Origin of the sequence: Actinoplanes sp. NPDC049316 (genome assembly GCF_040677315.1) — a bacterium.
GTDB lineage: Bacteria > Actinomycetota > Actinomycetes > Mycobacteriales > Micromonosporaceae > Actinoplanes.
In genome coordinates, this window is sequence record NZ_JBFAQM010000013.1 from 141,732 (window position 1) to 164,279 (window position 22,548).

Genomic DNA, 22,548 nt, shown 5'->3' on the forward strand with positions numbered 1-22,548 from the left:
AGTGCGGTTAACCGCGCCGACGGCGGCGGGTCTCTGATGCTGGCCCAGCAGCGCCAGGCGGCGATCCTCGATCGGGTCCGGGCGGCCGGCGGCGTCCGGGTCAGCGAGCTGGCCGCCGAATACGGCGTCTCCGACATGACCATCCGCCGCGACCTCGAGTCGCTGGCGGACCGGGGCCTTCTCGCGAAGGTACACGGCGGCGCGACCACGGTGAGCCCTGGTTCGACGCACGAGCCGGGCTTCGCGGCCAAGTCGGTGCGCCAGCGCACCGAGAAGGCGGCCATGGCCATGCGCGCGGCAGCGCTGGTCTCCCCCGGCGACGCGATCGCGCTGTCGGCCGGCACCACGACCGCGGGCCTCGCCCAGCGCCTCGTCGACGTGCCGGCGCTGACCGTGGTCACCAACTCGATCCCGGTGGCGGACGTCTTCTACCGCGCCGGGCGCCCCGACCAGACGGTCGTGCTCACCGGCGGCACGCGGACGCCGTCGGACGCGCTGGTCGGGCCGGTCGCGGTCGCCGCGATCGGCACGCTGCACCTCGACATGCTCTTCCTCGGCGTGCACGGCATGAGCGAACGGGCCGGGTACACGACGCCGAACCTCATGGAGGCGGACGTCAACCGGGCCCTCGTGGAGGCGGCGGAGCGGCTCGTCGTGCTCGCCGACCACACCAAGTGGGGCACCGTCGGCATCTCCTCCATCGTGCCGCTGGACCGCGCCGACGTGGTGATCACGGACGACCAGCTCGACGAGAGCGCACGCACGATCCTCGCGGAACAGGTGAACGAACTCATGGTGGTGAGCGCCCAGTGATCTCGCAGCGGACGGCGATCGAGCTGTCGGACGGCCGCGAGCTGATCTACTTCGACGAGTCGACGGACACGGACCGCATCAAGTGGCCGGACACCCGCCACCTGCCGCCCCCGCCGCCGACCTCGCAGCTGCGCTACGACCCGCTGGTCGACGAATGGGTCGCGGTCGCGGCACACCGCCAGACCCGGACGTTCCTCCCGCCCAGCGACAAGTGCCCGCTGTGCCCGTCCACACCGGACTTCGCCAGCGAGATCCCGGCGCCCGACTACGACGTCGTCGTCTTCGAGAACCAGTTCCCGTCGTTCAGCGACCGGGTCCAGCCCGGCGAGATCACCGAGCTGACCGACATGGTCCCGGTACGCCCCGGCGTGGGCCGCGCCGAGGTGGTCTGCTTCACCAGCGACCACACCAGCTCCTTCGGCGCCCTCTCACCCGGCCGGGTCCGCACGGTCGTCGACGCGCTCGCGGACCGCACCACCGAGATGTCCGCGCTGCCGGGCGTCGCGCAGGTCTTCCCGTTCGAGAACCGTGGCATCGAGATCGGCGTGACGCTGAGCCATCCGCACGGCCAGATCTACGCGTACCCGATGGTCCCGCCCCGCACCACGGCGATGCTGGCCGCGGCCCGCCACCACGCCGACCGCACCGGCGGCCGCAACCTGTACGCGGACGTCCTCGCCGCCGAGCAGCAGGCCGGGATCCGCGTCGTGGGCGCCAACGAGCACTGGACCGCATACGTGCCGGCGGCCGCACGCTGGCCGTTCGAGGTGCAGCTGGCCCCCAACCGCCACGTCCTGGACATCCCGGCGCTGACGGACGTGGAACGCGATGCGTTCGCGCCGCTGTATCTGGACATCTTGAAGCGCTTCGACGCGCTGTTCGACAAGCCGATGCCGTACATCGCGGCGTGGCATCAAGCGGTCACCGGGGAAGGGCGCGAGCTGGGCTATCTGCACCTGCAGCTGTTCAGCATCCGGCGGGCGGCGGACAAGCTGAAGTTCCTGGCCGGGTCGGAGTCGGCGATGGGCGCCTTCATCAACGACATCGTGCCGGAGAAGGCGGCGCAGCTGCTCCGCGACGCGATCTGACACCACCCGGCTTTCGCAGCGCGGGCCCGGCCCGGCTTTCGCAGCGCGGGCCCGGCCCGGCTTTCGCAGCGCGAGCCCGGCCCGGCTTTCGCAGCGCGAGCCCGGCCCGGCTTTCGCAGCGCGAGCCCGGCCCGGCTTTCGCAGCGCGAGCCCGGCTCGGGTTCGTGATGCGGGTCCGGCCCGGCTTTCGCGGCGGTGGTTTGTGTGAGTTAGGGGGCGGGGGGCCCGGGACAAGGCCCCCCGCAGGGAAGGGACGGCAGGCGTGCCGCCTACTGGTCGGCACCGCGTGCGGAGAACCGATCGGCGCCCGGGACAAGGCGGCCAGATCGGCGGGCGACCTCCGTCATGCGGCGGACCGTCATCCGTTCTGTCAAGAGAAACGAACGGCCTACCCCTCGGTTACGCATCCTAAACACGGCTTCTGATGCATTCTTACTTTTCGTCGACACCCGTCCCGAAATAAGCGTCACGCATGATGCGCTGCAGGTCGGCCAGCATCGGCATCCGCGGGTTGGCGGGTGCGCACTGGTCCAGGTAGGCGTTCATGGCCTGCTGCGGGAGGGCGTCCACGAACTCCCGCTCCGGGATGCCGAGCGCCTGGAACGACGGTTCGATGCCCACGGCCGTACGGAGCCGCTCCACCGCTGCCGCGTACGACTCCACGCCCTGCTCCGGGGTCTCCGCCGGCAGGCCGAGCATCCGGGCGATGTCCTGGAACCGTTCCGGCGCCACGTACCGCTCGTACTTCGGCCAGCCGGTCAGCTTCGCCGGCACCGTACCGTTGTGCCGGATCACGTGCGGCAGCAGAACAGCATTGGTACGCCCGTGCGCGATGTGGAACGTCGCGCCCAGCGTGTGCGCCATGGCGTGCACGATGCCGAGGAACGCGTTGCCGAACGCCATGCCGGCGATGGTGGCCGCGTTGTGCATCTTCTCCCGGGCCACCGGGTCGGCCGCGCCGGCCACGGTCGCGCGCTCCAGGTTGCCGAAGATCAGCTTGATGGCGTGCAGCGCGAGGCCGTCGGTGTAGTCGTTCGCGTAGACCGAGACGTACGCCTCCGTCGCGTGGGTGAGCGCGTCGAAGCCGCTGTCCGCGGTGACCGCCGGCGGCAGCGCGGCGGCGAGCTCCGGGTCGACGATCGCGACCGTCGGGGTCAGCGCGTAGTCGGCGAGCGGGTACTTCTGACCCGTGGCGGTGTCGGTGATGACCGCGAACGGGGTCACCTCCGCGCCGGTGCCCGAGGTGGTCGGTACGCACACCAGCTGCGCCAACCGCCCGAGCGTCGGGAAGCGGAAGGCGCGCTTGCGCACGTCGACGAACTTCTCGCGCATGTCGGCGAAGTTGACGTCCGGGTGCTCGTACAGCAGCCACATGACCTTGGCGGCGTCGATCGGTGAGCCGCCGCCCAGCGCGATGATGGTGTCCGGCCGGAACGAGCGCATCACCGCGGCGCCTCGCTGCACCGTGTCGATGCTCGGCTCCGGCTCGACGTCGTCGATCACCTGGACGGTCACCGCCGTGGCGCGCTGGCGCAACACCTGCTGGATCCGGTCCACATAGCCCAGTCGCGTCATCGTCGGGTCGGCCACGATCGTCACCCGCTCCACGCCCGGCATGTCGCGCAGGTAGCGGATCGCGTGCGGCTCGAAGAACGTCTTCGACGGCACTTTGAACCACTGCAGGTTGTTGGTGCGCCGCGCGATCCGCTTGATGTTGAGCAGGTTCACGGCCGAGACGTTGTCCGACACCGACGTACGCCCGTAACTGCCGCAGCCCAGGGTCAGCGAGGGCACGTACGCGTTGTAAATGTCGCCGATCCCGCCCTGCGACGCGGGGGCGTTCCAGATCACGCGTACGGCCTTGACCCGGCTGCCGAACTCCTCGACCACGCGGGGTTCACGGGCGTGGATGACGGCGCTGTGCCCCAGGCCGTGGAACGCGACCATCTGCTCGGCGTACCGGATGCCCCGCTCGTCGCCGTCGGCCCGCAGAACGGCCAGGACCGGGCAGAGCTTCTCCCGGCTGAGCGGCTCGGCGGGGCCGACGGCGCCGATCTCGGCGAGGATCAGCGAGGTGTCCTCGGGTACGGCGAAGCCGGCCCGCTCGGCGATCCACGCCGCGGACTGCCCGACGACGTCGCTGTTGAGCCGCCCCTTGTCCGGCGGGAACAGGAACCTTTCCAGCAGAGCCTTCTCGTCGGCACTCGCCACGTACGCGTGCAGCCGCCGGAACTCGGCCAGCGCCGCGCCGGCGATCTGGTCGTCGAGGATGACGGCCTGCTCGGAGGCGCAGATCATGCCGTTGTCGAAGGTCTTCGACAGCACGATGTCGTTGACGGCCCGCCCGACGTCCGCGGTCGCGTGCACGTACGCCGGAACGTTCCCGGCGCCGACGCCGAGCGCGGGCTTCCCGGCGGAGTACGCGGCCCGGACCATGGCGTTCCCGCCGGTCGCGAGGATCACGGACACCCCGTCGTGGTGCATCAGCGCCGCGGTCGCCTCGAGCGACGGCTCGTCGATCCAGCCCACGCAGTGCTCCGGTGCCCCGGCGGCGATCGCGGCGTCCCGGACCACCCGGGCGGCCGCGGCACTGCAGCGCTGCGCACTCGGGTGGAAGGCGAACACGATCGGGTTGCGGGTCTTCAGCGCGAGCAACGCCTTGAAGATCACGGTGGCGGTCGGGTTCGTCACCGGCGTCACCCCGCACACCACTCCGACGGGATCGGCGATCTCGACGATCCCCTCGATCTCGTGGCGCGCGATCACCCCGACGGTCTTGAGGCCGGCCATGTGGTGGGTGACATGCTCGGAGGCGAACATGTTCTTCACGGCCTTGTCCTCGAAGACCCCCCGTCCGGTCTCCTCGACGGCCAACCGGGCCAGCTCGCCGTGCTCGTGCAGGGCGGCGACGGACGCCTTCGCGACGATGTGGTCGATCTGCTCCTGCGTGTACGAGGCGTAATCGGCCAGAGCCTTCTCCGCGGCGGCCACGAGGGCACTCACGGCCTGATCCACCGCTGTCGGGGTGACCGGAGCCGTCTTGGTGGCAGCCTTCTCGGCATTGCGCGGGGCCGCGACGGCCGTCTTGGCGACATCTGCGGCCGCCGGGGCCGCCGCCGTCTTCGCGGCGGCTGTGGTCGCCTTCCCCGGGGCCGCTGCTGCGGCGGCTTCGCTCGGAGCGCCGGCGCCGCCGTCTGCGGCGTCGCGCGGCGCGGCCGGTGCGGCGGCCTCGGCCGGCGCCTCCGGTGCCGGAACTCGTGTGGCATTCCTGTGGCTCATCGTCGGCCCCTCGTGATCGGCTGGGCGGCCCGTTCCGCCGAGATCATCATCGATCGGCGGCCCGGTGCGGCGATGCTGCGCAAGGGCACGACCACCCGGGCCGAAGGTCCCGGCTGAAAGCGGCCCTCCGGCCGCACGACGACCCACCGGCGCGACGCCCAGCAGGCCACGAAGCCCCCGGACGCACGACAGCCCGCCGGCGTGGTGCCGGCGGGCCGTCGTCGGAGCTGAAGGATCAGGCGGCGAGCTTGCGCGCCAGGTTCTCGTCCAGCGCGTTCATGAACTCGTCCGTGGTCAGCCACGGCGCGTCCTTGCTGATCAGCAGCGCCAGGTCCTTGGTCATCTGGCCGCCCTCGACGGTGTCGATGCAGACCCGCTCGAGGGTCTCCGCGAACTGCGTGACCTCCGGGGTGCCGTCGAGCTTGCCGCGGTGCTTGAGGCCGCCGGTCCAGGCGAAGATCGACGCGATCGGGTTGGTCGACGTCTTCTCGCCCTTCTGCCACTGGCGGTAGTGCCGGGTGACCGTGCCGTGCGCCGCCTCGGCCTCGACCGTGCTGCCGTCCGGGGTCATCAGCACCGAGGTCATCAGGCCGAGGGAGCCGAAGCCCTGCGCCACCGTGTCGGACTGCACGTCGCCGTCGTAGTTCTTGCAGGCCCAGACGTACCCGCCCTCCCACTTCAGGGCGGCGGCGACCATGTCGTCGATGAGGCGGTGCTCGTACGTGAGGCCGGCCTTCTTGAAGTCCTCGGCGAACTCGGTCTCGAAGATCTCCGCGAACAGGTCCTTGAAGCGCCCGTCGTACGCCTTGAGGATCGTGTTCTTGGTCGACAGGTAGACCGGGTAGTTGCGGGCGAGGCCGTACCGGAACGACGCGCGCGCGAAGTCACGGATCGACTCGTCGTAGTTGTACATGCCCATGGCGACGCCACCGGCCGGGAAGTCCGTGACCAGGAACTCCATGGGCTGCGAGCCGTCCTCCGGGGTGAAGGTCAGCGTCAGCTTGCCCGGGCCGGGCGCCACGAAGTCGGTGGCCTTGTACTGGTCGCCGTGGGCGTGCCGGCCGATGATGATCGGCTTGGTCCAGCCCGGCACCAGCCGCGGGACGTTCGACATGATGATCGGCTCGCGGAAGACCACGCCGCCGAGGATGTTGCGGATCGTGCCGTTGGGCGACCGCCACATCTTCTTCAGGCCGAACTCCTCCACGCGGGCCTCGTCCGGGGTGATCGTCGCGCACTTGACGCCCACGCCGTGGCGCTTGATGGCGTTGGCCGCGTCGATGGTCACCTGGTCGTCGGTCTCGTCGCGGTACTGGATCGACAGGTCGTAGTACTCGAGGTTGACGTCGAGGTAGGGCAGGATCAGCTGCTCACGGATCTGCTTCCAGATGATCCGGGTCATCTCGTCGCCGTCGAGCTCCACGACCGGGTTGTTGACCTTGATTTTCGCCACCATCGGCCGGCGCTCCTCTCCCGGGACACATGCTTTAGCAGTACGAGCGTACTGCCTGCCACTTGATGATCGCCGCCGGGCCTGACCTGGCGCGGGGGTTCTACGCTTTCTCCCGATGACCAGCACGCAGCCCCAGCTCCCGCCCCGCCGGACCAGAACGATCCTGGTCACGGTGGTTCTGGCGGCCCTCGTGCTGGCCGTGACGGCGAACACCCTCTGGCTGGTGGCGGCCGCGGTCGTGCCGGTCGCGGCGCTCGTGCTGCAGGAGACGACGTCCGAGCGCTCCGCGACCTCGACCGTGGCGACCCTGGCGGCCGCAACGGGGCTCATCCTGCTGGGCCTCGGCGTCGCGCACAGCTGACGCTCCCCGGGCCGGCACCGCTCGCTCATCGATGGTCATGCCCGCGAGCCTGCCCTTTCGCCCTCGGCCACGGCAACGCCGGACCGCCCTGCCTGTGGACAGAGCCCTGATGTGGATAACCCGAGCCGGACCGGCCGCCGTCGATAGAGTCCCGGCCATGACCGAAGCCACCCGCACGATCGGGCCCGTGACCGTCATCGCCCTCGACGACGCGCAGGGCCCACACTTCGATCGGCGCGAGGACGCCTTCCCCGCGGCGACCGCCCAGGACTGGGCAGCCGCCGACGTGCTCGACCCGGGCGCGCTGACCGCCGACGGCCGCTGGTGGCTGCGCTTCCGGAGCTTTGCGATCGCGTACGCGGACGGCTCGGTCACCCTCGTCGACGCGGGCATCGGGCCGGCCGGCTCCCTGGCCGCCGATTGGGCGCCGGTGCCGGGGCGGCTGCCGTCCGCACTTCTCGAGGCGGGCCTCGACCCGGACGCTGTCGACGCGATCGTGCTGACCCACCTGCACACCGATCACATCGGCTGGGCGGTGCCCGCGGACTCGCCGTTCGTCAACGCCCGGGTGATCGTGCAGCGGGCGGACGCGGAGGCCTTCGCCGCCCGGCCGCAGGAGGACGAGCTGTTGCGGCCGTTGCGCGAGCAGGGCCGGCTGCAGGTGATCGACGGGGACACCGCGCTGTCGCCCGACGTACGGGTCGTCGCGACGCCTGGTCACACGCCGGGGCATCAGTCGGTGCTGGTGGAGTCGGGTGACGAGTCGCTGCTCGTGACCGGAGATCTGCTGGTCCACGCCGTGCAACTGGTCCGGCCCGACCTGGCGTACGGCCATGACATGGATCCGGAGTCGGCGCGGCGCTCACGGACGGCGGCGCTGGAGCGGGCCGCCTCCCGTGGCTCGTCGCTGGCGGTGTCGCACCTGTCAACGGCGTGGGGCCGCACCGGAAAAGGATGAAGGCCGAGCCGTACGGCCCGGCCTTCATCACAGGGTTTCTCAGAGGTCGGCGACGTCCGCCTGCTTGGCGCGGACGGCCTCGGCGGCCTCCTTGAGGCCCGCCAGCTCGGAGTCGGTGAGCTCGGTCTCCACGACGCGGCGCACGCCGGTCGCGCCGATCTCGGCCTCGACGCCCAGGTAGACGCCCGAGATGCCGTATTCGCCGTCGACCCACGCGCACACCGGCATGACCGCGCCGGAGTCCTCGGCGACGGCCTTGGCCATGCGGGCCGCGGCGGCCGACGGGGCGTAGAACGCCGAGCCGGTCTTCAGCAGCGCGACGACCTCGGCGCCGCCGTTGCGGGTACGGGTGACGAGCTCCTCGACCTTGTCGGCGGGCAGCAGGTCGGTGAGGGGCTTGCCGTTGACCGTGGACTTCGACGGCACCGGCACCATCGTGTCGCCGTGCGAGCCCAGCGTCAGCGTGCTGACGGAGCCGACCGGGACCTTGAGCTCCTCGGCGACGAAGTTGGTGAAGCGGGCCGAGTCGAGCATGCCGGCCTGGCCGAGCACCCGGTTCTTCGGGAACTGGGTGGCGATCTGGGCCAGCGCGGTCATCTCGTCCAGCGGGTTGGAGACGACGATGACGACGGCGTTCGGGGCGTACTTGGCGACGTTCTCGGCAACCTGACGGACGATCTTGGCGTTGACGCCGAGCAGGTCCATGCGGCTCATGCCGGGCTTGCGCGGCAGGCCGGCGGTGATCACGACGACGTCGGAGCCCTCGATGGCCTCGTAGCCCTCGCCGTTCGGGCCGGTGGTGACGCCGACGACCTTGGTCTCGAAGCCCTCGATCGGGCGCGACTGGTTGAGGTCCAGCGCGAGTCCCTCGGGCCGGCCCTCGAGGATGTCGGTGAGGACCACGGTCTCGAAGACGTCGTACTCGGCCAGACGCTGTGCGGTCGTGGACCCGTAGAAACCGGCGCCTACGACGGTGACCTTCTTGCCCATGCTTCTCACTCCCAGTCCGCGGGACGGTTTTTCCGGACCGTATCAGTCGGTTAACGGCGCATTACCCGGCAGGTCCGAACAGGGGGAGATAAGCCACTCACATTCAGCCCGAGACTCGGAGCGCTCAGCCCAGGATCGCCCCGTACGCCTGGGCGACCAGCCCGGCCTGGGAGATGTCGATCTTCGCCCCGGTCAGATCCACCTCGCGCAACGCCACCCCGTCCAGATCCGCCCCGCGCAGATCCGCGCCCTTGAGCACCGCGTCCTTCAGCCGGGCGTACGACAGGTCCGCCCCGCGCAGGTCGACCCGCGTCAGGTTGGCGCCCTCGAGGTCCGCCTCACGCAGCCGCAGCCCGCCGAGCTTGGCCGCGGTCAGGTTCTGCCCGCGCAGCGACACGAAACCCCAGTCGCCGCCGTCGACGGTCAGCGGCCGCAGCGCGCAGTCGAGGAACTGGGTGCCGGTGAGCTTGCAGCCGGCCAGCGTCGCGTCGAAGAACGAGCAGCGGCGCAGGCGGGACTGGATGATCGCGCAGGTGCTCAGCTCGGCGGCGTTGAAGCGGACGTTGCCGAACTCGCAGTGCCGGAACGTGCAGCCGGTCAGCCGCGCCTCCGACCAGTCGACGTCGTGGAACGCGCAGTCCTCGTAGACCGCGCGTTCCACCTCCGCGAGCGCCCAGTCCTTGCCGGAGAAGGTCTCGTTGCGGACGAGCTCGCTGTCGGACACGTCAGTGGTAGAAGTGCCGCGTACCGGTCAGGTAGACGGTCAGGCCCGCCTTCTCCGCGGCCTCGATCACGAGGTTGTCGCGGATCGAGCCGCCCGGCTGGACCACGGCCTTCACCCCGGCCGCGATCAGCACCTCGAGGCCGTCGGGGAACGGGAAGAACGCGTCGGAGGCCGCCACGCTGCCCTTGGCCCGGTCCGCGCCGGCGCGGTTGACCGCCAGGTGGGCCGAGTCGACGCGGTTGACCTGGCCCATGCCGACGCCGACCGTGGCGCCGTCGTGGGCGAGCAGGATCGCGTTGCTCTTCACCGAGCGGATCGCCCGCCAGGCGAACGCCAGGTCGCGCAGGTCCTCGGGCGAGGCCGCCGGGCCGGTGGCGAGGGTCCAGTTGGCGGGGTCGTCGCCCTCCGCGTCGATCCGGTCGGCCATCTGCACCAGCACGCCGCCGCCGATCTGCTTCACCTCGGCGGCCGGCGGGTTCCAGCCCGGCGCCACGAGCACGCGCAGGTTCTTCTTCTCCTGGAAGACCGCCAGCGCGTCCGGCGCGTACGACGGGGCCACGATGACCTCGGTGAAGATGCCGTCGAGCTGCTGAGCCAGCTCGAGCGTCACCTCACGGTTGACCGCGATGACGCCGCCGAACGCCGACACCGGGTCGCACGCGTGCGCCTTGCGGTGCGCCTCGGCCACGTCCGCGCCGATCGCGATGCCGCACGGGTTGGCGTGCTTGATGATCGCGACGCAGGGGTCGGTGAAGTCGTTGGCGCTGCGCCACGCGGCGTCCGCGTCGACGTAGTTGTTGTACGACATCTCCTTGCCGTGCAGCTGCTGCGCCTGGGCGAGACCGGCCGGCGCGTTCGGGTCCACGTACAGGGCCGCCTGCTGGTGCGGGTTCTCGCCGTACCGCAGGGCGTTCTCGCGCTTGAGCGCCAGGCCGGTGAACTCCGGCCACTCGGCTGCGCCATCACCGACGCCTGGTCCTTCGGACGGCGCGGAGAACCCGAGCGACGATGGAGCCAGGGTCGTGGCGCACCAGTTGGCCACCGCGACGTCGTACTCGGCGATGTCGGCGAAGGCGCGGGCGGCGAGCAGCTTGCGCTGCGTCAGCGTGAAACCGCCGTCCTTCACGGCCTCCAGGATCAGCGGGTACGCCGAGACCGACGTGACCACCGCGACGGAGGGGTGGTTCTTCGCGGCCGCCCGTACCATCGCGGGGCCGCCGATGTCGATCTGCTCGACGCACTCGTCCACGCTCGCGCCCGACGCGACCGTCTGGGTGAACGGGTAGAGGTTGCTGACGAGCAGGTCGAACGGCTGCACCTCGAGCTCGGCCAGCTGCTGCTCGTGCGCGGGCAGCCGCAGGTCGGCGAGCAGGCCCGCGTGCACCTTCGGGTGCAGCGTCTTCACCCGGCCGTCGAGGCACTCCGGGAAGCCGGTGAGCTCCTCGACGCGGGTCACCGGCACGCCGGCGCCCTCGACGGTCGACGCGGTCGAACCGGTGGAGACGATCTGCACCCCGGCGGCGTGCAGGGCCTGGGCCAGCTCGACCAGCCCCGTCTTGTCGTACACGCTGAGCAGTGCCCGCTTGACCGGACGACGACCGTCGGTGCTCATGGGATGGTGACCTTCCTGTCCGTGATGGTCCAGCCTTCGCGGACCAGCCGGCCGACCTGCTCGACGAGCTGCCGGCGCTCGGCTTCCTTGATCCGCTCGGTCAGCGTCTCCTCCGTGTCGTCGTCGAGCACGGGAACGCTGACCTGGGCGATGATGGGTCCGGTGTCGACACCGGCGTCGACGAAGAACAGCGTCGCGCCGGCGACCTTGACCCCGTACGCGAGGGCGTCGCGCGGGCCGTGGATGCCCGGGAACGCCGGCAGCAGCGCGTTGTGGGTGTTGACGTAGCGGTCGCCGAACGCGTCGAGGAACTGCTTGCCGACGAGCTTGAGGAACCCGGCCGAGATGACCAGGTCCGGCTCGTGCTCGGCGACGTGCGCGGTGAGGGCGGCGTCCCAGTCGTCACGGGTCGGGTACGCCTTGACGGAGTCCACGAACGTGGGAACTCCGGCCGCGGCGGCACGGTCGAGGCCGGCGATGCCGTCCCGGTCGGCCCCGACGGCGACGACCTTCGCGCCGTACGCGGGATCCGCGGCGGCGTCGAGCAGGGCCTGCAGGTTGCTGCCGGAGCCGGAGACGAGGACGACCAGGCGGGCGGGCGCGGGGTCTGTCACCCGAGCACCCTATCGTCGCGCCCGAGCCCGGCCGCACGCGGGCTGAACGGCCCCGGCGGCCCGTTCCGCGCCGAGCCCGACGCGCCGCCGCCCCGAACAGAAACGCGGTCCGGGCGGCCCCTGCGCCGCCAAAGCCGCGCACACAACGCGGGGCCGCGCGTCCCCGCGCGGCCGGGGCCGCGCACACAACGCGGGGGCGGCTGCCTCCCGAACGAGGCCGGGGCCGCGCCGGGAGGACACGGCCCGTTCCGTGGACAGCGAAAACACCTGATCATCGGTTAGGCTGCGGGCCGCTCACGCGATGGTCCGCGTGCGCACGGATTGCACACCCCCGCCTGAGCGCGGAATTATCTGGAGGATTCGCCCGTGACGCCACCGCCCTACTACGGACAGCAGCCGCCGCCCGCCGCGGGCAACGACAAGACGACGCTCTGGGGAGTCCTCGGCATCGTCTTCGCGTTCTGCTGCTGGCCGCTCGCCATCGTCTTCGGTGTGCTGAGCCTGCTCGAGGCCCGCAAGGTCGGCAAGCAGCCGACCCTGGCCTACGTGACCTTCGGCCTCATCGTGCTGGCCCTGATCGTGAACATCGTCCTGGCCGCGACGGGCGCGCTGTCGAACCTGACCTCGCCCTGATCCGACGAGGGCCCACGACGGGCGTCCCGGCTCCGGCCGGGGCGCCCGTCGCCCGTTCGGCGACACTCCCGGCCGGATTCGCCGCGGCCTTGTTCCCCGCGGACTTACTTGTGGTGGACCGGCGCCCGGAAGGCTCGCCCGGCCGCCGCGCCGATGCACGCCGACACCGTCACCACGACGGTCGCGATGAACGCCACCTGCCACGGCACCGGCCCGATCTCGGCCATCCGGCCGTTGCCCAGCGGCCCGCCGGACAGCCAGGACAAGATCCCCAGCACGAGGCCCGCCACCGGACCGGCCAGCGCCGCGGAGGCGAGCACCAGGTGCCACGCCGGTTCCGCCGGCGGGGAATCGCCCGATCGTGACGGGTGGCGGCCGTCGACGAGGTGACCGTCGACGACGTGGTGCACGCCCATCAGGCGGCGGGTCAGGAGCCAGCCCGCGGCCATCGCCGCCAGCACCGGCACGGCGAGCAGGGCGGCGCCGCTGGCACCCATCGGGCCGTTGGGCAGCCCCGCCAGCAACGGCAGCGTGGGCAGCGGGCCGACGGTCAGCTCGGTCAGGCGTACGGCCGAGTCGGTGCCGAGCAGGAAGCCCGGTCCGAGCAGGTACGCGGCCGCCCACACCACGCCGTTGGCGCCGTACGCGAGGCTGACCAGGGTGATGCCCGCCTGCCCCGCCACGCCGGTGCGGTACGCGCCGATCATGTCGGCCGCCTGGCCACCGCCGACCGCCACGGACAGGCCGGCGAACGCGGCCCCGGCGGCGAGGATCAGCAGGGCCGCCACGACCCCCGTACGCAGCCCGTGGCGCAGCGGTGGCGGGATCCGGCGGGCCACCACGACCAGGGCCTCCGTGCTGCGCAGGGAGCCGATGAGCGAGAAGACGAGCCCGGCGGCGAAGAGATGGACCGCGGCCAGGGCGGGGGTGACGTCGGTGCCGCGGCCGTCGACCACGAGGGCCGCCAGCAAGCCGAGAGTCCCGTACGCGATCCCGATCGTGGCCGCGACCAGCAGCGCAGCCCGCGGCGAACCGCTGCGCCGGGCCCCGATGGCGCGGGTGACGTGCAGCCCGGCGCGGTTCAGCCGCCACCCGGCGAGCAGGGTGAGCAGCAGCGGCGCGAGCCCGAGCGGGCCGATCGACGTGCCGATCGGTACGCCGTGCCCGAGCAGCCACCCCGCGAGCCCGGCATGCGCCGCCCCGCCGAGCCCGCCCTGTCCCTCCAGCGTGCGGGCGAGCCCGATGACCGCCGCGACGGGCACGTACGACAGCAGCGCCGCCCACCCCGTCGCGAAGGCCGCGGCCACCGGCAGCGGCGCGCGCCGGACCCGGGAATCGGCGGGCCGGCGCTGACCGGGGAGCTTGACCGTCTCGTGGTTGCGGGCGTCGACGCGGACCGTCGGCCGGTTCCGCGGATCGATCCCGACCGTGGCGCGGTCGCCGTCCCTGCCGGAGTCGGCCGGAGCGCCACCGGCGGCGGGGCCGGGCGCGGCCGGGCGCACACCGATCGACACGGTCTCCCGTGCGATGGCGAAGTCGTCGTCGGCGGCGTCGTCCCCGCGCAGCGGGGCGGGTCGCGGAGCGCGGGCAGCGTCGTCGGTGGCCTCGGCGGCCTCGACGGGGTCCCCCGAGCCGGCAGGTCGACCGTCGGGACGGTCGGGTGTGGTCGGCATCGCCGACTACTTTTCCACGCCGGGCGGCCTGCGGCGACGCGAAAACCGCGACGCGCCGCCACCTCGGGACGAAAAAGGCGACGCGCCGCCGAGCGGACCCGGCAGGTCCGTGCGGCGGCGCGTCCGTGGCCGTACCAAATCAGCTCATGACCTCGCGCATGAGGCGCGCGGTCTCGCTCGGCGTCTTGCCGACCTTGACGCCGGCGGCCTCGAGGGCCGCCTTCTTGGCGTCCGCCGTGCCGGCCGAGCCGGAGATGATCGCGCCCGCGTGGCCCATGGTCTTGCCGGGCGGGGCGGTGAAGCCGGCGATGTAACCGATGACGGGCTTGGTCACGTTCGCCTTGATGAACTCGGCCGCACGCTCCTCGGCGTCGCCGCCGATCTCGCCGATCATCACGATCGCGTCGGTCTCCGGGTCGTCCTGGAACGCCTTGAGCGCGTCGATGTGGGTGGTGCCGATGATCGGGTCGCCGCCGATGCCCACGCACGTCGAGAAGCCGAAGTCGCGCAGCTCGTACATGAGCTGGTAGGTCAGCGTGCCGCTCTTCGAGACCAGGCCGATGCGGCCGGCCGGGGTGATGTCGGCCGGGATGATGCCGGCGTTGGACGCGCCGGGCGATGCGATGCCGGGGCAGTTCGGGCCGATGATGCGGGTCTTCTCGCCCTGCGCGACGTTGTGCGCCCAGAACGCGGCGGAGTCCTGCACCGGCACGCCCTCGGTGATCACCACGGCGAGCGGGATCTCGGCGTCGATGGCCTCGAGCACGGCGGCCTTGGTGAACGCGGGCGGCACGAAGATGACCGACACGTCGGCGCCGGTCTCCTTCATGGCCTCGCCCACGGAGGCGAACACGGGCAGCTCGGTGCCGTCGAAGTCCACCGTCGTGCCGGCCTTGCGCGGGTTCACGCCGCCGACCACGTTGGTGCCGGCGGCGAGCATGCGGCGGGTGTGCTTCGAACCCTCCGAGCCGGTCATGCCCTGGACGATGACCTTGGAGTCCTTGGTGAGCCAGATAGCCATGTCGTCACTTCCCCGCAGCCGCGAGCTCGGCGGCACGCTCGGCCGCACCGTCCATCGTGTCGACCCGCTCCACGAGCGGGTTGTTCGCCGAGTCCAAGATCGCCCGGCCGGCCTCGGCGTTGTTGCCGTCGAGGCGGACCACGAGCGGCTTGGAGACGGCCTCGCCGCGCTCGCCGAGCAGGGCGAGGGCCTGGATGATGCCGTTGGCGACCTCGTCGCAGGCGGTGATGCCGCCGAAGACGTTGACGAACACCGACTTGACCGACGGGTCGCCCAGCACGATCTCGAGACCGTTCGCCATGACCTGGGCGCTGGCGCCACCGCCGATGTCGAGGAAGTTGGCCGGCTTGACGCCGCCGTGCGCCTCACCGGCGTACGCGACCACGTCGAGCGTGGACATGACCAGGCCCGCGCCGTTGCCGATGATGCCGACCTCGCCGTCGAGCTTGACGTAGTTGAGGTTCTTCTCCTTGGCGGCCTGCTCCAGCGGGTCGACCGCGGACTGGTCCACCAGCGCCTCGTGGTCGGGGTGGCGGAACCCGGCGTTCTCGTCCAGGGTGATCTTCGCGTCGAGCAGCAGCACCCGGCCGTCGCCGACCTTGGCGAGCGGGTTGACCTCGACGAGCGTGGCGTCCTCGGCCACGAAGGCCTGCCACAGCTTCTGCGCGATCTCGACGATCTGCTCGGAGACCTCGGCCGGGAACTGCGCCGCGGCGACGATCTGGCGCGCGACGGCCTCGTCCACGCCCTTCACGGCGTCGATCGCGATCTTGGCAACCTTGTCCGGCTGCTCCTCGGCGACCGTCTCGATCTCCATGCCGCCGGCGACGCTCGCGATGCAGAGGAACGTGCGGTTGGCCCGGTCCAGCAGGTAGGAGAAGTAGTACTCCTCCTTGATGTCCGCGGTCTCCGCGAGCATCACCTTGTGCACCGTGTGGCCCTTGATGTCCATGCCCAGGATGTCGGTCGCGCGGGCCTCGGCCTCGTCCGCGCCGTCGGCCAGCTTGACGCCGCCGGCCTTGCCGCGGCCGCCGACCTTGACCTGCGCCTTCACGACGACCTTGCCGCCCAGGCGCTCGGCGATCGCACGCGCCTCCTGCGGGGTCTCGGCGACGCCGCCGCCCAGCACGGGCAGCCCGTGCCGTTCGAACAGGTCGCGCCCCTGATACTCGAACAGGTCCACGTGTCTCCTTTCGCTCGCGACGCTTGCCCCGGCAAGCCGCGTACCTGCGTCCCGACCTGTGTGCGCGGCGCGTCGTTGCGTCGCCGCCAGCGTGAGAAGAAATGTCGGCCCGATGGTGCAGCGGACCTCGTTTCGCAGCCTAGCCATCGCCCTCGTGCGCGCAGCCGGGCGGGTGCGCGGTGTGCAAGAACCCACAGTCAAAACCGTTCATGGGTACGCAGGACGGGGTCCGGCAACCGCAGCACCGTGGCCGGACCGCCTCCGGCGGCTACCGCAACGAGGCCGCAACCCCTCCCGGCCGTCCCCCGCCCCCGGCTCCCCGGCACCTGCAGCCGGCCTCCGGCGGCGACTCTCGGCCGGCCACTCCCCGCCGGTGGGCCACTCTCGGCCGGCGGCTGGGGACGGCTCGGACCACCGTCCCGCCTGACCGCGGTAGCCGCCGGAGGCGGTCCGGCCCCGCTGCTGCGGTCGGGTGCCCCGCTCGGCGTACTTGTGGCTTCGAAGTCAGCGGTCCCAACCTCGTGAAAATGCCTGAAGATTTCCGCGTAACCCGTCGGAGAGGGTGTCGTTGAGTGTGGTGTCGGAGCGCTGAGCGACGACGAAAGCGGCCGATGCCCTGTCGGTCGAGGGGTGGCGGCGGGGCATCGTGCATGAGGGGCCGGACGTGTGAGGGGTGCGTCCGGCCTCTCCCCTTAACTCTTCGCAGTTATTCAGTGACTATTCGCGTCAGGAAACGGGCGTCGCCACATTGGCGCGTACCCATTCGATGATGGAAGCCGTGGTCGCGCCCGGGGTGAATATGCGGGCGACGCCGAGCTTCTCGAGTTCGGCTATGTCGTCGGCCGGAATGATGCCGCCGCCGAATACCACGATGTCTGATGCGTCACGTTCGGCCAGCAGTTCCATGACCCGGCGGAAGAGCGTCATGTGCGCGCCGGAGAGCACGGACAGGCCGATCGCGTCGGCGTCCTCCTGGATGGCGGTCTCGACGATCTGCTCGGGCGTCTGGTGCAGCCCGGTGTAGACGACCTCCATGCCGGCGTCCCGCAGCGCGCGGGCCACGACCTTCGCGCCCCTGTCGTGCCCGTCCAGGCCCGGCTTGGCCACCACGACCCTGATCCGTGCTTCCATCTGCGACCCCTTCGGCGCGCGACGACTGACGACCTTAACGAACGGTAACCCGGCATCGTTGAACCGTGGTAGCCGCCGCCCCGTACTACCGCCCGGCATCACACGACCCTGGCGATCGAGCGCAAGCACCGTTTACCGTATTCCACGTCACATGACTTTCCGTTTCGGGTGCCGTTACTCACAGGCATCACTGCGCGACCTCCGAAAAGATGACCAACTCGGACATTAGCCCCCGAATGCCCTGACAGAACTGTCAGGGAATTGGCGGTGCGACTTGTGACCGGCGTTGCGTTTCGTTACCGTGGCTCCCGGCTGTCAACCGGTTAACGCCGGACCGACCGCCCGGCAAACCACCGTTCAGCACCAGTTCCCCCGCGGTGGGAGCCGTTCTTTGTCTTCGACGGAGGGTTGTTCGTGCGTCAGCGCTTGTCGTCTGAGCCCGACCGCTATCGCGGCCGTCGTCGCGTCCCCACACCTCCGCGCAGCCGCTACGCGGCCGTCGTCACGTCGGCCTTCGTCGGCGCCGGAGTGGTGGCCCTCGGAGCCGCCTCGCAGCTCCCGGACGCCAAGGCAGTCAGCCCCACGGTCCTGCAGAACCTGGAAGAGGCCTCGGTCGCCCAGGACGCGCTCGCGGACCGCTCCGCCGACAACGACCGCGCCTCCCGCAGCGAGGACCGCGGCGCCAGCACCAAGGTCAGCGAGGAGGAGGCCGCCGAGCAGGCCTGGCTCCTCCCGCTGCAGGACTACGAGTTCACCTCGCCGTACGGCGTCCGCTTCGGCAAGCTGCACGCCGGCATCGACCTGGCGGCCCCGGAAGGCACCCCGTACAAGGCGATCCACGCGGGCACGGTGACGTCGGCCGGCTACGCGGGCGGCTACGGCTACGCGGTCACGGTCAAGCACGACGACGGCTCCGAGATCATCTACGCCCACTCCCGCCGCCTCTTCGTGAAGGCCGGCGACACGGTCAAGGCGGGCCAGGTCCTCGGCCAGGTCGGCAACACGGGCTACTCGTACGGCACCCACCTCCACGTCGAGGTCCACGTCAACGGCGCCCCCACCGACCCGATCGTCTTCCTCCGCAACCACGGCGTCGACATCAAGCTCAAGATCGAGTCCGTGCTCGGCACGCTCGCCGCTTCCTGAACCTTTCTTCCTCTCCCCACTCCGGCGGCCTCTCCGGGCGTCGGCCCTCGCCTGCCGCCTGGGCGGTTACTGCCCGCGCTGCTGCCGCCCCGCGTGCCGCTACCCCGGCGTGCTGGCCTCCCCGCGCCGCCTCTCCGCGCCGCCTCTCCGCGCCGCCTCTCCGCGCCGCCTCCCCGCGCTTGCTTTCGTCGGCGTGCTGCCGCGCCGCCATCACCCGATCGCCATCCGCCGTGAGTCGCCGTTCCCCTCTGTCTGAGGCCCGCGAACCCCGCTCTGATACCTCCCCGCAACCGTCCCGGTAGCAGCTGCCCCGCCGCGCTCATCATCAGCCGGCCGGTGCCGACAGGCAGACGTCGGACGATGTCGCAGCCTGGAGGAACAGCCCGCCGTGCAGCACCGAGCCCCCCGGAACGTCCACGGTCGCCACCGCCGTACGACGCCGCTGCACAGCCACCGTGCCCCGCGCGAGCCGATCGCCGATAAGGGCCGCTACGCCGTGGCCGCCGCGCTGGTCGCCGGAGTCGGCGTCGCGGGTGTGTCCGCCACCGGCGACAGCACCTCCCCCGCCGGGGCCGTCGCGAAGAGCTCGGCCCAGACCTCCGCCACCGCCCCCGCGAGTCCCGCAGCGACCACCTCCGCGACCACGACGGCCTCCGCCGCACCGACGCCGAGCGCGTCCCCCAGCGCAGCGATCACCTCAGCGGCCGGCGCCGCAGCGGGCTCGGCCACCGGGTCTGTCGCCACGGGCCCGGGCGCATCCGCCGCGGACACGGGTACGGCACCCGGCGACGCCCTCTCCTTCATCCCGCAGCTGCGCAAGGCCAAGCCGCTCCCCCAGTGGGTCAACCCGATGCCGGAGGGCACGGTCACCTCGTGCTTCGGCCAGCGCTGGGGCCGCCTGCACGCCGGGGTCGACATCGCCACGGCGAGCGGCACCCCGATCCGCGCGGCGGGTGCGGGCATCGTCGTGTCGGCCGGCCCCGAGCAGGGCTACGGCAACGCGGTCCTGATCGACCACGGGAACGGCTACCTCACGCACTACGGCCACATGTCCGAGATCACGGCGAAGCTCGGCCAGCGCATCAAGCCCGGCGACGAGATCGGCAAGGAGGGTTCGACGGGGCACTCGACGGGCCCGCACCTGCACTTCGAGGTGCACCAGGGCAGCTACAAGAACCCGATCGAGCCGACGCAGTGGATGCACGAGCACGGCGTCGACATCCCGGGCTGCGTGAGCTTCTAGCGGCCGACCGGCCGCAACACCCCGCGGCCTACAGTTTCTCGATCGGGGCGTGGCGCAGGACGAGCCACATTACCTGGTCGCCGAAGTCGATCTGCGCCCGCGCGCCCGGTCCGTGGCCCTCCACCGTCACGACGCGGCCGAGACCGTACCGCTGGTGGTTGACGCGGTCGCCCGCCGCCACCTTGGGGGCCTGCTTCATCTCGCTCGCGGTGGTCAGCTTGCTGGCGTCCACCCCGAGGCGTTCGGCGAGCCGCTGTGCTTTGGGCGTACCTCCGGCGAAGCCTCCGCCGCGACCGTAGTCGCGGCCGCTGTCGCCGCCGCGACCGCCCACGCCGCCGCCCGTGCCGGACCATGACGTGTACGAGCCGGCCGTACGCTCCCAGCGCACCAGCTCCGACGGCAGTTCGTCGGTGAACCGCGACGGCGGGTTGTACTGGGGCTGGCCCCACGCGGATCGGGTGACCGCGCGGGACAGGTAGAGGCGCTGGCGGGCGCGGGTGATGCCCACGTACGCCAGGCGGCGCTCCTCCTCGAGCTCGGTGTTGTCGCCGAGCGCCCGCATGTGCGGGAAGACGCCGTCCTCCAGGCCGGTCAGGAAGACCACCGGGAACTCGAGGCCCTTCGCGGTGTGCAGCGTCATCAACGTGACCACGCCCTGGTGGTCGGGGTCGTCGCTGGGGATCTGGTCGGCGTCGGCGACGAGGGCGACCTGCTCGAGGAACCCGGCCAGCGTCGCGGCCTGCGTGTCGTCCTCCTCGGCCTGCGCCTCGACGCGTTCGGTGTACTCGCGGGCGACGCTCACGAGCTCCTGGAGGTTCTCGACGCGGCCCTGGTCCTGCGGGTCGAGGCTGTCCTCCAACTCGGACAGCAGTCCGGAACGCTGGAGCACCGACTCCAGAACCTCCTCGGGCGGCGCCGTGCGGGACAGCTCGCGCAGGTCGTCGAGGAGCTGGACGAAGTCGGCGATGCTGTTGGCGGCGCGGGTGGAGATGCCCGGCGCCTCCTTGGCGCGGCGCAGGGCCTGGCCGAAGGAGATGCGGTCGCGTGTGGACAGCGCCTCCACGCACGCCTCGGCGCGGTCGCCGATGCCGCGCTTGGGAGTGTTCAGCACCCGGCGAATGCTCACCGTGTCGTCGTCGTTGACCACCGCGCGCAGGTACGCGAGAGCGTCGCGAACCTCCTTGCGCTCGTAGAAGCGGACGCCACCGACCACCTTGTACGGCAGCCCGACCCGGATGAACACTTCCTCGAAGACCCGCGACTGGGCGTTCGTACGGTAGAAGACCGCGACGTCCCCGGGGCGCACCTCGTGGTTGTCGCAGAGCCGGTCGATCTCGCGGGCGACCCAGTCGGCCTCGGCGTGCTCGGTGTCGGCGACGTAGCCGACGATCTGCTCGCCGGCGCCCTGGTCGCTCCACAACCGCTTGGGCTTGCGGCTGGTGTTGCGGTCGATGACCGCGTTGGCCGCCGAGAGGATCGTCTGGGTGGAGCGGTAGTTCTGCTCGAGCAGGATCGTGCGCGCGTCGGGGTAGTCACGCTCGAACTCGAGGATGTTGCGGATGGTGGCGCCTCGGAAGGCGTAGATCGACTGGTCGGCGTCGCCCACCACGCACAGCTCGGCCGGGGGCACCTCCCCGCCGGCCGTGCCGACGAGCTCGCGGACCAGCGTGTACTGCGCGTGGTTGGTGTCCTGGTACTCGTCGACGAGCACGTGGCGGAACCGGCGCCGGTACGCCTCCGCGACGTGCGGGTGCGACTGGAACAGGTGCACCGTCGCCATGATGATGTCGTCGAAGTCCAGCGCGTGAGCCTCGAGCAGCCGGCGCTGATACAGCTCGTACGCCTCGGCGACGGCGCGCTCGTTGGGGCCCTTCGCCTTCTCCTTGAAGTCGGCCGGGTCGACGAGCTCGTTCTTGAGGTTGGAGACCTGGGCCGCGAGCCCGCGCGCGGTGTAGCGCTTCGGGTCCAGGTCGAGCTCGCGGGCGACGAGCTGCATCAGCCGCCGCGAGTCGTCGGCGTCGTAGATGGAGAAGGTGCTCTTGAGGCCGGCGTGCTCGTGCTCGGCGCGCAGGATCCGGACACAGGCCGAGTGGAAGGTCGAAACCCACATCAGCCGGGCGCGCGGGCCGACGAGCGCGGCGACGCGCTCCTTCATCTCCCCGGCCGCCTTGTTGGTGAACGTGATCGCGATGATCTCGCCGGGGTGCACGTCGCGCTCGGCCAGCAGGTAGGCGATCCGGTGAGTCAGCACCCGGGTCTTGCCCGATCCCGCGCCGGCCACGATGAGCAGCGGCGACCCGGCATGGGTCACCGCGTCGCGCTGCGGCCCGTTGAGGCCGGTCAGCAGCGTCTCGGGATCGAGGCGCCGGGCGGCCGGCCGCCGCGGCGGCTCCTGCTGGACCGGGGGCACCGCGAACAGGGGCTGGGAATTTTCCGGAAGGACTCGCATCGCGCGGACAAGTGTATGCCCGGGGTCCGACAATCCGAGGAGGGCTTCACCTCGGGGAGGATCCGGGGCGCACCTGGACCAAATCACCGTCCGCCGTCCGAGGCGCAACCAAGCTGTCACTCGGAAGTAGTAGCGCTGACCAGCGTCGATACACCAGGCTGTCGAGGTTGGTTGAAC

18 protein-coding genes are annotated in these 22,548 nt (G+C 71.3%); 7 read left to right on the plus strand and 11 right to left on the minus strand.

Annotated features, from left to right (window positions below; genetic code table 11):
- Positions 1 to 36: 36 nt before the first annotated feature.
- A complete protein-coding gene (locus AB0K03_RS21180; RefSeq protein ID WP_364687377.1) occupies positions 37 to 813 on the plus strand; it encodes a DeoR/GlpR family DNA-binding transcription regulator in 777 nt (258 codons plus the stop codon).
- Positions 810 to 1,901 carry a galactose-1-phosphate uridylyltransferase gene (galT, locus tag AB0K03_RS21185; protein ID WP_364687379.1) on the plus strand — a complete coding sequence of 364 codons (1,092 nt, stop codon included), beginning with the start codon at positions 810 to 812 and terminating at the stop codon, positions 1,899 to 1,901. The genes AB0K03_RS21180 and galT overlap by 4 nt, the downstream gene beginning before the upstream one ends.
- Before the next feature lie 432 nt (positions 1,902 to 2,333).
- Here galT and adhE read toward each other — a convergent pair whose 3' ends face one another.
- Positions 2,334 to 5,180 carry a bifunctional acetaldehyde-CoA/alcohol dehydrogenase gene (adhE, locus tag AB0K03_RS21190; protein WP_364687381.1) on the minus strand — a complete coding sequence of 949 codons (2,847 nt, stop codon included), beginning with the start codon at positions 5,178 to 5,180 and terminating at the stop codon, positions 2,334 to 2,336.
- Between the two features lie 235 nt (positions 5,181 to 5,415).
- The gene (locus AB0K03_RS21195; RefSeq protein ID WP_364687476.1) at positions 5,416 to 6,633 is read right to left on the minus strand and encodes an NADP-dependent isocitrate dehydrogenase; all 1,218 of its coding nucleotides are present in this window, start codon (positions 6,631 to 6,633) and stop codon (positions 5,416 to 5,418) included.
- A 115-nt stretch (positions 6,634 to 6,748) separates the two neighbouring features.
- Between AB0K03_RS21195 and AB0K03_RS21200 the strand changes: the two genes are divergently transcribed.
- Together AB0K03_RS21200 and AB0K03_RS21205 are read left to right on the plus strand one after the other, a co-directional pair.
- On the plus strand, positions 6,749 to 6,994 hold the full coding sequence (locus tag AB0K03_RS21200) for a hypothetical protein (RefSeq protein WP_364687383.1): 246 nt from the start codon (positions 6,749 to 6,751) through the stop codon (positions 6,992 to 6,994).
- Between the two features lie 157 nt (positions 6,995 to 7,151).
- Positions 7,152 to 7,952, plus strand: a complete 801-nt coding sequence (locus AB0K03_RS21205; protein ID WP_364687385.1) for an MBL fold metallo-hydrolase — start codon at positions 7,152 to 7,154, stop codon at positions 7,950 to 7,952.
- A 39-nt stretch (positions 7,953 to 7,991) separates the two neighbouring features.
- Here the strand turns inward: AB0K03_RS21205 and mdh are convergent, their stop codons facing one another.
- From mdh to purN, 4 genes are all read right to left on the minus strand, one after another.
- Positions 7,992 to 8,942: a malate dehydrogenase gene (gene mdh, locus AB0K03_RS21210; RefSeq protein WP_364687387.1), complete on the minus strand. Its 951-nt coding sequence runs from the start codon at positions 8,940 to 8,942 to the stop codon at positions 7,992 to 7,994.
- Between the two features lie 124 nt (positions 8,943 to 9,066).
- Positions 9,067 to 9,666 carry a pentapeptide repeat-containing protein gene (locus AB0K03_RS21215; RefSeq protein WP_364687389.1) on the minus strand — a complete coding sequence of 200 codons (600 nt, stop codon included), beginning with the start codon at positions 9,664 to 9,666 and terminating at the stop codon, positions 9,067 to 9,069.
- Between the two features lies 1 nt (position 9,667).
- Positions 9,668 to 11,278, minus strand: a complete 1,611-nt coding sequence (gene purH, locus AB0K03_RS21220) for a bifunctional phosphoribosylaminoimidazolecarboxamide formyltransferase/IMP cyclohydrolase (RefSeq protein WP_364687391.1) — start codon at positions 11,276 to 11,278, stop codon at positions 9,668 to 9,670.
- Positions 11,275 to 11,892 carry a phosphoribosylglycinamide formyltransferase gene (purN, locus tag AB0K03_RS21225; RefSeq protein WP_364687393.1) on the minus strand — a complete coding sequence of 206 codons (618 nt, stop codon included), beginning with the start codon at positions 11,890 to 11,892 and terminating at the stop codon, positions 11,275 to 11,277. Before purN ends, purH begins: the two co-directional genes overlap by 4 nt.
- 366 nt (positions 11,893 to 12,258) lie before the next feature.
- Between purN and AB0K03_RS21230 the strand changes: the two genes are divergently transcribed.
- Positions 12,259 to 12,525 carry a DUF4190 domain-containing protein gene (locus AB0K03_RS21230; RefSeq protein WP_364687395.1) on the plus strand — a complete coding sequence of 89 codons (267 nt, stop codon included), beginning with the start codon at positions 12,259 to 12,261 and terminating at the stop codon, positions 12,523 to 12,525.
- Positions 12,526 to 12,629: 104 nt separating this feature from the next.
- On the opposite strand, the gene AB0K03_RS21235 is transcribed toward AB0K03_RS21230, so the two are convergent.
- The 4 genes from AB0K03_RS21235 to AB0K03_RS21250 all read right to left on the minus strand — a co-directional run bounded on the left by AB0K03_RS21235 (position 12,630) and on the right by AB0K03_RS21250 (position 17,533).
- Positions 12,630 to 14,198: a DUF6350 family protein gene (locus AB0K03_RS21235; RefSeq protein ID WP_364687397.1), complete on the minus strand. Its 1,569-nt coding sequence runs from the start codon at positions 14,196 to 14,198 to the stop codon at positions 12,630 to 12,632.
- Between the two features lie 139 nt (positions 14,199 to 14,337).
- On the minus strand, positions 14,338 to 15,219 hold the full coding sequence (gene sucD, locus AB0K03_RS21240) for a succinate--CoA ligase subunit alpha (RefSeq protein ID WP_364687398.1): 882 nt from the start codon (positions 15,217 to 15,219) through the stop codon (positions 14,338 to 14,340).
- Between the two features lie 4 nt (positions 15,220 to 15,223).
- On the minus strand, positions 15,224 to 16,402 hold the full coding sequence (sucC, locus tag AB0K03_RS21245) for an ADP-forming succinate--CoA ligase subunit beta (protein WP_364687400.1): 1,179 nt from the start codon (positions 16,400 to 16,402) through the stop codon (positions 15,224 to 15,226).
- 726 nt (positions 16,403 to 17,128) lie between these two features.
- Entirely contained in the window at positions 17,129 to 17,533 is a 405-nt protein-coding gene (locus AB0K03_RS21250) for a cobalamin B12-binding domain-containing protein (RefSeq protein WP_364687478.1), read from the minus strand.
- A 414-nt stretch (positions 17,534 to 17,947) separates the two neighbouring features.
- Between AB0K03_RS21250 and AB0K03_RS21255 the strand changes: the two genes are divergently transcribed.
- Together AB0K03_RS21255 and AB0K03_RS21260 are read left to right on the plus strand one after the other, a co-directional pair.
- Positions 17,948 to 18,679: a M23 family metallopeptidase gene (locus AB0K03_RS21255; protein ID WP_364687402.1), complete on the plus strand. Its 732-nt coding sequence runs from the start codon at positions 17,948 to 17,950 to the stop codon at positions 18,677 to 18,679.
- A gap of 388 nt (positions 18,680 to 19,067) precedes the next feature.
- Positions 19,068 to 19,922, plus strand: coding sequence for a M23 family metallopeptidase (locus AB0K03_RS21260; protein ID WP_364687404.1), 855 nt, complete (start codon positions 19,068 to 19,070; stop codon positions 19,920 to 19,922).
- Positions 19,923 to 19,950: 28 nt separating this feature from the next.
- Here AB0K03_RS21260 and pcrA read toward each other — a convergent pair whose 3' ends face one another.
- Positions 19,951 to 22,371 (minus strand): DNA helicase PcrA, encoded by a 2,421-nt coding sequence (pcrA, locus tag AB0K03_RS21265; protein ID WP_364687406.1) that lies wholly within the window; start codon positions 22,369 to 22,371, stop codon positions 19,951 to 19,953.
- Positions 22,372 to 22,548: the final 177 nt, after the last annotated feature.